At 70.4% G+C, this 11,837-nt stretch carries 11 protein-coding genes; 7 read left to right on the plus strand and 4 right to left on the minus strand.

Annotated features, from left to right (window positions below; genetic code table 11):
* Nucleotides 1-35 precede the first annotated feature (35 nt).
* Nucleotides 36-191 carry a hypothetical protein gene (locus tag ACN28C_RS20655; RefSeq protein WP_422769182.1) on the plus strand — a complete coding sequence of 52 codons (156 nt, stop codon included), beginning with the start codon at nt 36-38 and terminating at the stop codon, nt 189-191.
* Complete coding sequence (locus ACN28C_RS20660; RefSeq protein WP_422769183.1) at nt 188-1,420, plus strand: ATP-grasp domain-containing protein; 1,233 nt, start codon at nt 188-190, stop codon at nt 1,418-1,420. The genes ACN28C_RS20655 and ACN28C_RS20660 overlap by 4 nt, the downstream gene beginning before the upstream one ends.
* A gap of 12 nt (nt 1,421-1,432) precedes the next feature.
* On the opposite strand, the gene ACN28C_RS20665 is transcribed toward ACN28C_RS20660, so the two are convergent.
* From ACN28C_RS20665 to ACN28C_RS20680, 4 genes are all read right to left on the minus strand, one after another.
* Nucleotides 1,433-1,570 carry a hypothetical protein gene (locus ACN28C_RS20665; RefSeq protein ID WP_422769184.1) on the minus strand — a complete coding sequence of 46 codons (138 nt, stop codon included), beginning with the start codon at nt 1,568-1,570 and terminating at the stop codon, nt 1,433-1,435.
* Between the two features lie 33 nt (nt 1,571-1,603).
* The gene (locus ACN28C_RS20670; RefSeq protein WP_422769185.1) at nt 1,604-3,439 is read right to left on the minus strand and encodes a carbamoyltransferase; all 1,836 of its coding nucleotides are present in this window, start codon (nt 3,437-3,439) and stop codon (nt 1,604-1,606) included.
* Nucleotides 3,432-5,519 carry an iron-containing redox enzyme family protein gene (locus ACN28C_RS20675; protein WP_422769186.1) on the minus strand — a complete coding sequence of 696 codons (2,088 nt, stop codon included), beginning with the start codon at nt 5,517-5,519 and terminating at the stop codon, nt 3,432-3,434. The genes ACN28C_RS20670 and ACN28C_RS20675 overlap by 8 nt, the downstream gene beginning before the upstream one ends.
* Nucleotides 5,520-5,688: 169 nt before the next feature.
* Nucleotides 5,689-6,744 (minus strand): Inducer of phenazine A, encoded by a 1,056-nt coding sequence (locus ACN28C_RS20680; RefSeq protein WP_422769187.1) that lies wholly within the window; start codon nt 6,742-6,744, stop codon nt 5,689-5,691.
* A 242-nt stretch (nt 6,745-6,986) separates the two neighbouring features.
* Between ACN28C_RS20680 and ACN28C_RS20685 the strand changes: the two genes are divergently transcribed.
* The 5 genes from ACN28C_RS20685 (at nt 6,987) to ACN28C_RS20705 (ending at nt 11,801) form a co-directional block, all read left to right on the plus strand.
* Nucleotides 6,987-7,478: a GNAT family N-acetyltransferase gene (locus ACN28C_RS20685; protein WP_422769188.1), complete on the plus strand. Its 492-nt coding sequence runs from the start codon at nt 6,987-6,989 to the stop codon at nt 7,476-7,478.
* A 262-nt stretch (nt 7,479-7,740) separates the two neighbouring features.
* Entirely contained in the window at nt 7,741-8,706 is a 966-nt protein-coding gene (locus tag ACN28C_RS20690) for a fatty acid desaturase family protein (RefSeq protein ID WP_422769189.1), read from the plus strand.
* Between the two features lie 31 nt (nt 8,707-8,737).
* A complete protein-coding gene (locus tag ACN28C_RS20695) occupies nt 8,738-10,498 on the plus strand; it encodes a SidA/IucD/PvdA family monooxygenase (protein ID WP_422769190.1) in 1,761 nt (586 codons plus the stop codon).
* Nucleotides 10,495-10,698: an MbtH family protein gene (locus tag ACN28C_RS20700; protein WP_422769191.1), complete on the plus strand. Its 204-nt coding sequence runs from the start codon at nt 10,495-10,497 to the stop codon at nt 10,696-10,698. The genes ACN28C_RS20695 and ACN28C_RS20700 overlap by 4 nt, the downstream gene beginning before the upstream one ends.
* Before the next feature lie 20 nt (nt 10,699-10,718).
* Nucleotides 10,719-11,801: an amidinotransferase gene (locus ACN28C_RS20705; protein WP_422769192.1), complete on the plus strand. Its 1,083-nt coding sequence runs from the start codon at nt 10,719-10,721 to the stop codon at nt 11,799-11,801.
* Nucleotides 11,802-11,837 lie beyond the last annotated feature (36 nt).

Raw genomic sequence — 11,837 nt, forward strand, 5'->3', positions numbered from 1 at the left:
GCGGTTGGGCGCCTCGTGAGTGGAGGGAGTGGACTGTGGCCGGTTCGGACTTCGCCGAGCGGTACCGCTTCGCCCCGGACATCCTCGCCGCGGTACGGGCCGCGTCCCGGCCGGACAACGGGCACGGCCCGCGCGAGGCCGTCGGGTGCTGGACCTGGGACCGCGGCGGTGCCGCGCTGGTGCGCGCATGACAGCCACCGTGGTCGTGGTCTACACCGCCGGTGCCGCCACGCCGATCGAGCTGGCCGCCGACTCCGACGGCTTCGACCTGGTGTTCGCCGCGCCGCTCGACGCCATGCCGAACGGACTGGCCGAGCTGCTGGCGGCGGTCGGTGAGGTCGTCGACGTGACCGACGAGGCGGCCGGAGCCGCGGTGCTCGCGGCCCGCCGGCCGGCCGGCATCGTGGCGTTCTCCGATCGCGACCTGCCGCTCGCCGCGCGGCTGGCGTCCCGGCTCGGCCTGCGGTACCACTCGGAGAGCGCGGCACTGGCCGCCACCGACAAGTACGTCCAGCGGCGACTGTTGCGCGATGCGGGGCTGCGGGTGCCGCGGTTCCGCCGGCTCGACCGGCCCGACCAGGTGGTGGACGCACTCGCCGCGGTGGGCACGCCGGCCGTGCTCAAGCCGGTCCGCGGCGCCGCCAGCCAGCACGTGTACCGCCTGGACGATCCGCAGGACGCGCTGCGGCTCGCCGCCGAGGCGTTCGCCGCCGGTGGGGTCGACCAGTTCGTCGTCGAGGAGATGCTGGTCGGCTGCCCCTCGGTCGCCGGGCCCGACCTCGGCGACTACGTGTCGGTCGAGACGTTGCTGTGGCGCGGCACGGTCGCCTACCAGATGCTCAACTCGCGGCTGCCGCTGCGGGAACCGTTCCGGGAAAGTGGCTTCATCCTGCCCGGCCTGCTGCCCGCGGCGGTCAAGGAGGATGCCTACCGGGTCGCCGAGGCGGCCTGCCGGGCGCTCGGCCTGGCGGACGGCTGGATGCACGTCGAGCTGAAGCTGACCGCCGACGGGCCCGTCGTGATCGAGGTGAACGCCCGCCTGGGCGGCTACGTGGCGACGATGCTCTACCGGTCCTACGGCGTGGAAGCGGTCCGGATCGCGTTCGACGTGGCCGTCGGCCGCCGGCCGGTGATGCCGGCCGGCGAGCCCGCCGCGGTCGCGTTCTGCTACCAGATCCTGCCCCCGGTCGGCGACTGGCGGCTCACCTCCTGGGGGCGCGTGGCCGGCCTCGAGGACCGCTCGGACATCCTCTCGGTCGTCTGCATCGCCGCGCCCGGCGACCGGGTCGACTGGCGACAGGGCACGCAGGGCACGATCGGTGTGGTGGAGGGCGTGGCCGAGCGGCCGGAGGCGGTGCTCGCCGCGGTCCGCGCGATCGAGCGGACGATCGCCGACGAGCTGGTCTTCAGCCCGGCGTGACCGGCACCCGCGTCAACCGGCCGGGTTCTGCCAGTAGCTGCGGCGTCCCCGCGACCAGGACCGGCGCATGGGATCACGCACGACGCGGGTCACCAGGCCGGCCGGAATCACGAGCAGGACGTAGGCGATCGTGAGCAGGACTTTGCGCATGAGGGATCCATCCGGTGTGGCAGGCGGGTGCAGTCAGTCGAGGGGCACTTCGGTACGCCAGTCCACTTCTTCCTTCCACTCGGGCTGGTCGGACTTCTGCAACAGGAATCCGCCGAGCGCGAGCATGTCGATGTCGGTCCGCATGAAGCACCTGTAGGCCTCGTGCGGCGTGTTCACGATCGGTTCGCCGCGGACGTTGAACGACGTGTTCACCACGACGCTGCTGCCGATCTCCTGCTTCAGCGCGAGAAGCAGCTGGTGGTACGGGGGGTTGTCCCGCCGGCGGACGGTCTGCACGCGCGCGGAGTAGTCCAGGTGCGTTACCGCCGGGATCACCGACCGGGGCACGTTGAGCAGATCGAGACCGGTGCGGCCGGAGTCCGCCTCGACGGCGAGGCGAGCCGCCTCGGCGACCGGCGCGACCAGGAGCATGTACGGGCTGTCCTGCGGAAGGTCGAAGAAGTCCTTCGCGTCGTCGGCGAGCACGGACGGCGCGAACGGGCGGAACGACTCCCGGAATTTGATCTTCAGGTTCATGACCGACTGGGTCGCCGGATCGCGCGGGTCGCCGAGGATCGACCGCGCGCCCAGCGCCCGCGGGCCGAACTCCATCCGGCCCTGGAACCAGCCCACGACCTTTCCCGCCGCGATCGCCTTCGCGACCTCGGCGGCCAACTCCGCCGGCTCGAGCCGGCGGTGCGGAATCCCGCCCGCCGTCAGGTAGGCGGCGATCTCGTCGTCGCTGTACCCGGGTCCCAGTAGTGATCCGGCCATCGCGTCGAGTCCGGTGCCGGCGTGTACGCGCCCGGCGCCCCGGTCGACCGCGACCGCGAGCGCCGCGCCCAGCGCACCGCCGGCGTCGCCGGCCGCGGGTTGGATCCAGATCTCGTCGACGATGGAGTTGGCGAGGATCTTTCCGTTGGCGACGCAGTTCAGCGCGACGCCTCCGGCCATGCACAACCGTGACTCGCCGGTCAGCGCCCGTGCGGTCCGGGCCAGCTTGAGTACGACCTCCTCGGTGACCAGTTGCACGGATGCGGCCAGGTCGAACTCGCGCTGGGTCAGCGTGCTCTCCTGCTCCCGGCGCGGACCGCCGAACAGTTTCTCGAAGCCGCGACCGGTCATCACCTGGCCGCGCAGGAACTCGAAGTACCGCATGTTGAGGCGGAAGGAGCCGTCCGGCTTGACGTGGATCAGCCGCTCGCGGATCAGGTCGGCGTACCGCGGCTCGCCGTAGGGGGCGAGGCCCATCAGCTTGTACTCACCGGAATCGACCTTGAAACCGCAGAAGTAGGTGAAGGCCGAGTAGAGCAGGCCGAGCGAGTGCGGAAACCGGATTTCGGCCAACGGCCTGAGCCGGGTGCCCTGCCCGTGCCAGATCGACGTGGTCGCCCACTCGCCGACACCGTCGATGCACAGCACAGCGGCCGACTCGTACGGGCTGGCCAGGAATGCCGACGCCGCGTGTGACTCGTGATGGCGTCGGCAGATGATCCGCGGTACCGGTCCCAGTGCCAGCGCCTCCAACTCGCGGCGCACGACATCGACGATCCGCCGTTTCGACGTCCACCATCCGGGCAGGGTGTCCCGGAACGAGGCCAGACCGAACGGGACCGCGCCCAGGTAGGTGGCCAGGACGCGGCGGAACTTCAGCGCCGGGTCCTCGTAGTAGGCGATCGCCGACACGTCCGCGAGCGTGGCACCGACCTCGCCGAGCGTGTACGAGACGGCCCGGGCGGGGAACGCCGGATCGTGGCGGCGGCGGGTGAACCGCTCCTCCTGCGCGGCCGCGACCGGCCGGCCGTCGGCGACGAGTGCCGCCGCGCTGTCGTGGTAGTAGGCGGAGATGCCGATGACCAGGTCAGACATGCGATGGCACCTCAATTCGTGCGCGCCGAGCCGCGTTGCGTGCCCAGAATCCGGACGGAGGGTTCAGCGAGCGGTATCCGGCCCGGATCCGGTCCCAGACGCGGGCGCGCGCTGTCGGCGCCTGCTGCGCCAGGTACCCGTCGATGGCGTCGGCCGCCCACGCGGAGTGTCCGGTCGCGACGTTGTCGATGGTGTTGTGGATGTCGACGAACACGGTGCTGTAGCCGTACTCCTTGAGCGCCTGCCGGGCCCGACGGTAGCTGCCGCCGACACCGGACAGCTCCATCGCCAGGTTCAGGCCGAGGATCTCCGCCTCGAACGTGCGCGGGAACCGACCGATCGCCAGCCAGTAGACCGGCAGTTCGAACGACTGGTCCCGAAACCCGGGCCAGGCCGCGAACTCCGGCGACCGGGTCGGCGGCAGGTCGATACCCATCTGCCGCAACACGGTGCGGTAGATCAGCGGATGGTTCAGGGCCAGGTCACCGTTTCCCAGCTCGTCCCAGTAGGTCTCGAACAGGAAGTGCCCGGGCTCGGAGGAGGCGAGCTGATAGTCGGTGTAGCCGGCCAGCCAGGCGCCGTCGATGAGGGTGAGCGGCGCCAGTTGCAGGGTCGAGTCGATCAGGTCGGCGCGCTCCGGCAACGGATCGCTCAGGCCGTGATGGAACTCGTCGTTGTGCAGGTCGTGCTGGTCGAGCAGCCACGGCCGCAGGCCGTCCGCCGGAGGTCGCGCCGGTAGCGACCGGGCGGACCGGTTCATGCCGTGCCGCGAGCGGGCGAGCCACTTGCCGACGTACCGCAGCGCGTACCGGCGGGTGGCCGGCGTGACGGTGCGCCGCAGCAGGTACGTGTACGCCTGCCGGATGTTCGCCGGCGCGTCGCCGTCGTCGGGGGCAGTGTCCTGCTCCGACCGGAGCACGACGGGCTGGCAGGTCGGCAGGGACGGCCGGGCGCGCTGCGCGGGGCCGGCCGGCAGCGCGTCGATCCACCGCCTGATCGTCGCCAGGTCGTCGTCCGGGAACACCCGGAACATCGGGCCGTTGTCCGAGACCAGAGAGCCGGTCAGGCGGCTCGCCTCGGACCTGCCCGGCCGCACGAGGCGACTGCTGGCCAGCGCGGTCATGAACGGGATCGGGTCGGTGCGCGCCTCGGCGAGCCACTGCTGCAACGGTCGGCCCTGCACGAGGAACCGGTCGTGATAGGCCGACGCCTCCCGGGCTCGGGACCGCACCAGCTCCGCCATCTCGAAGGCCGGGTCGCGCGCGGCGTCGAGCTCCTGGTACACCTGCTCGCACCAGGTTCGAAGCGCGACGAAGGCCCAGGTGAAGCCGCGCTCGACCGCGGCCGCGCCGCCCGTACCGGCGGACTGGATGAACGCGGTCGCGACGGCTCGGGCCTCTCCCACCGCCGCCGGTCGGCCTGGCGTGCGTGCCCGGCTCGGATCCAGCGCCACCCAGTCGATCGCGTGCCGGATACGGTCATGGACACCGTCCAGTGGCGGGAGAGTGCCGACCTGACGCAGGCAGAGATCAAGACCGATGATCTCCCCCCGGTACGCGTCGGGTCGCCGGCTCATCGTCAACGCCACGGCCGGGAGGTAGAACGAGCGGTCGGAGATCCGCCGGTCTCCCGCGAGCCGGCTGGCCGGTTGCGCGTGCACCGCCACCCGCAGGTGCTGCAGGAGGGCCAGGTAGGCGGCGCCCCGCGACGCCCGCGGATGCCCGGCGCCGACGTCGCCGGCGAAGAGCGCCAGCACCCGCATGGTGACCGCTTCCTCGGCGTTGCCCGGCTCGCTCAGCCACTGCAGCCACGCGCCGGACAGCAGGCCCAATGGTGCGCAGGCCAGCGACGCCCGGCGGACGAGCACGTCGACACAGCCCGCGCGCTCGGCGGTGGCGAACAGTGCCGCGAAGCGCGCCCGTTGGGCGTCGGCCCACGCGGTGACCGACGCGCCGAGGTCGGCCGTCCGGACCCGCGTACCGGTGTCGTGGCCGGCGGCGCCGTCCAGCTCCGCCACGATCGCCGAACGCAGTGCGTCGGGCAGCGGCGTACTTTCCGGGTCGAGGGCACGCGCGAACACCGTCCGGGCCGACAGCGCCGCGGGGTCGTCTACCGCCTCGTCAGAACATCGGGTAGATGGACGCATCGGACTTCTTCTTCCTCTTCCGTCGAAAGAGCCTGGCTATCGCTCTGCGCAGAAACGCCACGGCGAATCACCTCCCCTCGCCGGCTGGCCGACGTGCCTCGCCTCACGACAGCGCGAGACTTTCGGCGAGCAGTCCCGCCATGATCTCGTTTCCGTCGTCGGTGAAGTGCCCGCGATCGACGAAGAGCCAGTCCTCGGCAGTCACCGCCGCCGCGAGCCGGGAGTTCATGTCGACGAACGGCACGCCCCGCCCTGCGCAGGCCGTGGCCAGCGCCGCCGCGTAGGCGGCTCCGGTGGCGCGGCTTCCGACGAGGCCGTAGCGCTCCTCCCAGGTCCCGTACTCGGAGAACCTGTCGAACTCGTCGAACAGCAGCTTCTCCTGGTCGGCCGGCTCCTGCCGGACCCAGGACGCCAGCGGCTGCAGGACGAAACTGACCCGGGCGTTGGTCGCGCCGGCCATCACCAGCCAGCTGTCCAGGTGCCGCGTCGTGAGCTCGACCGCGGCCTCGATCATGGTCGCCGGCGTCGGCTGAGACGGTGAAACCGGCTCCGGCGTCGACTTCGGCCCGGTCCGCCACCGCGGACCCTTGACCGGCTTGGCGTACCGCTTACGCAGTTCCTGCATCTTCTCGAAGTACTCGTTGCAGAAGAAGAACGCGCCCTGGCCGTGCAGCGGCAGGTGGTTGAGCTGCGCCATGACGAGGTTGTTGAAGCCGCTGAAGAGGACGATCTCGTCTACCGGCGGAAGCAGGTGCCGGTAGAGCATGAACAGGATCAGCTCCTGAGTGGAGTTGAAGTACGGAGCGCCAAAGTTGAGCCAGGGCCGCGACGGCGCGTGCTTCGTCCAGAGTCGGGACGGCAGCGTGGCCGCGTCGCTTGTGGCGCCGTAGCCCAGCACCCCCGACCCGCCCACGAGTAGCCGGACCGGTCCGTCGAGCCGGTGGTCGCCAACGGACGCCCGCCCGTCCGGACCGTGCGACATCCGAAATCCGAACTGGTCGGTGTTGATGGCGGTGGACCGGAAGTTCGGCCGGTTGAAATACATCAGGTAGGGGAGATAGACCATTTTTTCGCGATCCAGGAAAGCGAGATAGTCGGCCGTCTGGGGCGTCAACAACTCGCTGTGCCGCACCACGGTGGGCCCTCCTTCGCTGGTCACCGTTTCCATGTGACGTCGGCTTCGCACGGCGGGTCGCGGTGCACGGCGGTGTAAGGCAGACCGGCCCGAATTCCTGCTCCGAAACTAGCGCCGCGCCATCGCGGCGCCGCGTCCCGTAAAACGGGTCCGTGTCGTGTCCGCGCCGGCGAGGCGCATCCCTTCCGCGGGATCGCTGGCGTGCTACCGTCACATGTTCTCTTGACTGGCACGATCGGTTGTTCTGTCGATCTTTGGGGGCCGCGGTGACAGAAGACGCGGGCGGAGCGGTCGCGTTGCGGGATCTTCGCGAAGACGATCTGCCGACGATGTTCGAGATCCAGCTCGACGACACCGCGCGGTACCTGGCGGCCTTCGTCGACGACAAGACCGCCCTCGATCGTGACGCCTACGTGCGGAAGTTTCAGAAGATCCTGGTCGACGACGCGATCGTCACGAAGGTCGTCGAGATCGGCGGTGAGATCGTCGGCAGCGCGGCCGCCTTTCCGATCGAGGGAGACACCGAGGTCACCTACTGGATCCGCAAGGACTGGTGGGGCCGGGGCGTGGCCACCGCGGCCCTCGCGGGCCTGCTGGAGGAGGTGACCGTGCGTCCGGTCTACGGCCGGGTCGCCGAGGACAACCTCGGGTCCGTCCGGGTGCTGGAACGCAACGGGTTCGTCCTCATCGGCAGCGAGGAGTCGTTCGCCAGCGCGCGCCAGGCGACCATCACCGAGTTGATCTACAAGCGGTCCTGACCGGGCGGCGATCACCGGGTGCCCGGCTGGGGTGACCCGCGATCGACGCTGCCCGCGGACCGGTCGATCGCACCGGCGGCCGCGTCGCCGGTTCACGTGACTGCGCTGGTGGGTCCCGCGCTGAATACGGTCGATCGGACGGTCACGAGCGACGAGCGGCATCCTCCCGGGTAGAACCGCCCGACGGATCCTGCCCGCCGACGGCAGCCCCGCGGGTGTGCCCCGGGCCTCGTCGATGAGTACCCAGGAGAGGTGCAGTGAAATGGTCGACGGCAAGCCTCGGCGACTGTGGCGCAACAGCCCGGTGGACGCCATCCTGCTCGGGATCTGTCTCGCGCAGTTCGCCGGCACGATGGCGCTCGCCGCACTGACGCCGGACGGGCTGTGGTGGCGCCTCGGATCAGCGCTTCTGGTCACCGCCATGATGACGTACTCGTTGATCGTGGTGACGCACCTGTTCGTGCACCAGCCCTGGTTCACCAACGACCGGTTGAACACGGTCGTGTCGATGATCAGCTCGGCGAACATCGCCCAGTCGGTGCAGGCGTACCACCTCAGCCACGTGCGCAACCACCACCGGTACAACAACGACCGCAAGCGTGCGGGGACCACCGAGGACCTCAGCTCCACCTACCGCTACAGCCGGGACGAGGAGCACGCACCACTGTGGCGGTACCTGGTCTTCAGCCTCGCCGCGTCGATCCAGGACTACGCCGGAACCTGGGCGTCCCTGCGCCGGCTGTGCGCGGTCGGCCCGCGGGAGACCACGCTGCGCGGACTGGCCACCCGGCATCCGGGCCGACGCGCGGCCGAGCTGGCCCGGGTCCGCTACGACCGGCTCGCGCAGGTGGCCGTCACCGGGCTCCTCGCCGTGCTGTCCTGGCAGTGGCTGCTGATCTGCTACCTGCCGGCGGTGGCGGTCGCCTTCACCCTGGTCAACATCCAGAACTACTACCGGCACTTCGGCGCCGAGCCGGACAGCCGGTACGCCAACTCGGTGAGTCACTACGGCCGGTTGTACAACCGGCTGACCTTCAACGACGGGTACCACCAGGAGCACCATCTGCGCCCCGCGACGCACTGGAGCCGACTCCCCGAGGTCGCGGCGCAGTATCAGCAGCGGCTCGACGAGGCTGGCCGCGTGGTATCCCCGGTGCCGGCGATGGTCGGCTTCCTGGACACCGGTCGGGTCGTCGCCCGCTCGTCAGCGCCCCAGGTCGTCGGATGAGGCGGGCTGGCGGCCGAGGAGGGAGCGGTACGTGAGGAAACTCGGCACGCCGGACGACCCGTACGACGTGATCGGACTGGGCTTCGGACCGTCGAACATCGCGCTCGTGATCGCCGCTCAGGAGATCGCGCCGGATCGCAGCTGCCTGTTTCTGGAGCGCAACCCGGACACTCGCTGGCACGAGGGCATGCTCATCGACGGCGCGCGGATGCAGATCTCCTTCCTCAAGGATCTGGTGTCCCTGCGTAACCTCGCCAGCCCGTTCACCTTCCTGCAGTACGAGAAGGCCAAGGGGCGGCTGGAGAAGTTCGTGAACCTGGCCGAGTTCCGGCCGACCCGGCTGGAGTTCCAGGATTACCTGCGGTGGGTCGCCGGGCAGTTCGCCGGCGTGGTGCGCTACCGCTCGGACGTGCGCGCGGTGACCCCGGCACGCGACGAGGACGGTGGTCTGTCGCTGTTTCGGGTGACCGTGACCGACCTCGCGACCGGTGACGCCGTCGAATACCACGCCCGGAACCTGGTGCACGCGCTCGGCGGCGTGCCCCGCGTGCCGGACGCGGTGACGCTCGGCCCGACCGTGGTGCACTCCAGCGCGTTCCTGTCCACGGTCCCCGGTACGTTGACCGACCACGACCGGCAGTGGGAGTTCGCGGTCACCGGCGACGGGCAGAGCGCCGGCGAGATAACCCACTACCTGCTGGACCGGTACCGCAACGCCCGCGTCCACCTGATCCTGCCCGGGTACTCGCTGCGCGCCACCGACAACAACCCGTTCGCGAACGAGCAGTTCTTCGAAGCCAACGCCGACGAGTTCTACTACCGCAACGAGGCGAACCGGCGCGACTACGCCGCCAGCCTGCGGTCCACCAACTACGGCGTGGTGGAGGCCGGTTTCCTGGACGACCTGTACCGCCTGGTCTACGCCGACGAGGTCCGTGGCCGCACCCGGCTCGTGGTGCACGACGGCTCCCGACTGACCCGGGCGGCGGCCGACGACACGGGCGTGCGGATCGGGGTCGAAGACCGTTTCGGCGGCGGGATGCGCACGTTGCGCGCCGACGTCCTGGTGCTGGCCACCGGCTACCGGCGTGAGCTGGATCCGGTGATGTACCGCGAGGTGCTGCCCTATGTGGACACCGACGGGGCGGGCCGGCCGGTGGTGTCCCGAGACCACCGCGTGCGTACCACCGGTGAGCTGACCTGCGGCCTGTACGTGCAGGGCTTCGCCGAGGCGACACACGGGCTCGGTGACACGCTGCTGTCGCTGCTGCCGTTCCGGTCCAAGCAGATCATCACCGCCATCACCAAGGACGGTGGGTCGCTGGCCCGCGCGGTAGCGTCGGCGCGACCCGAGGCCGTGTCGGACGCCGCGACGCTGGTGGCGCTGATCGACCGGTGCGGGACCGGCACGCTGGTCAGTGCCGGCCCGGGCCAGTTTCCGGTCGCCACCCGGCTGCCGCTGGTGCTGGATCGTGGCCGTGGCCGCCACGGGGTGCTGTTCGGCGTGCTCGGTCCGGCCGATCCGCAGCTGCCGCTGCTGGACGGCGGCAGGGCGCTGGTGATGTTCCAGCCGCAGACGGCACCCGCCGGAAACCCGATGTCCGTCGACGTCCGCGGGTGCGCGCGGCTGGTGACCGACCGGGACCGGATCGCGGCGCACCTGGCGCGGCTCGATCCCGCGGCCAGCGGGCCTGCCGTCGGTGTGGAGCTGGAAATCGAGTCGCTGCACGGCCGGTACTCCCCGTCCCCGGAGCCGCGCGTGGCCCGGACCGAAAGCGAGAGGCAGTCATGACCGACACCGACGAGCTGTACGTGATCGTGCGAAACGATGAGGAGCAGTACTCGATCTGGCGGGCGGGCCAGCCGGTACCGGCCGGATGGGAGCCGGTCGGCGAGCCGGCGCCCCGGGAGGGCTGCCTCGCGCGCATCAGCGAGCTGTGGACCGACATGCGGCCGGCCAGCCTGCGGGCTGCCATGAGCGACCACCGCTGACGATACGACCGGAGGACACAGTGGCTGAGTCAGAGGAGGCGACCGGATCCCCGGTCAGCTGCTACAACGAGTGGGATCCGCTGGAGGAGGTGATCGTCGGCATTGTCGACGGCGCGCACTTCCCGCCGTACGACATCGCGACCGCCGCGCCGCTGTCGCCGGCCCAGCGCGCGGTGTTCCGGGAACGGGCCGGACAACCGTTCCCCGCCGACGAGATCGCCGCCGCACGCGACGAGTTGGACCAGCTCGTCGAGATCCTGGAGAACGAGGGCGTGCGGGTCCGCCGGCCCGAGCCACGCGACCACGGCCGCCCGTACGGCGCGCCGGGCTGGACCAGCACGGGGCTGTACGACGCGATGCCCCGCGACCTGCTCCTCGTGGTCGGTGACCGGATCATCGAGGCGCCGATGGCGTGGCGGTCCCGGTACTTCGCCAGCTCCGCCTTCCGGCCCCTGCTGAAGGAGTACTTCCGGGCCGGCGCCCGGTGGAGCGCCGGCCCGCGCCCGGAACTCAGCGACGAGCTGTACGTCCAGGGGTGGACCGACCAGCCGGACGGCGAGCCGTTCCGGTCGGTGATCACCGAGTTCGAGCCGACCTTCGACGCGGCCGACCTCATCCGGTGCGGCCAGGACCTTTTCGTGCAGCGCAGCCATGTGACGAACATGATGGGCATCGAGTGGTTGCGCCGGGAGATCGGCGACGAGTACCAGGTGCACGTGGTCGAGCTGGCCGACGACCATCCCATGCACATCGACGCGAGTCTGATGCCGCTCGCGCCCGGCAAGCTGCTGATCCATCCGTACCGGGTGGTCGAGGTGCCGAGCCAGTTCAAGGACTGGGAGGTGCGTCGGGCGCCGGATCCGGTCATCCCGGACGGCCATCCGATGTACATGACCAGTAAGTGGATCAACATGAACGTCGTCATGCTGGACGAGACCCACATGCTCGTCGAGGCAGAGGATCTGCCGATGCAGCGGTTGGCCGAGAGCTGGGACATCACACCGATCCTGTGCCCGTTCCGGCACTTCAACAGTTTCGGCGGCTCGTTCCACTGTGCCACGACGGATGTCCGCCGCCGGGGCGTGCTGCGCTCATACTTCTGAGCTGGACGTCCTGTCCGGACATTGTCGGCGTGCCGC

This window comes from Plantactinospora sp. WMMC1484, from assembly GCF_049315195.1.
In the GTDB taxonomy this organism is placed as follows: Bacteria; Actinomycetota; Actinomycetes; order Mycobacteriales; family Micromonosporaceae; genus Plantactinospora.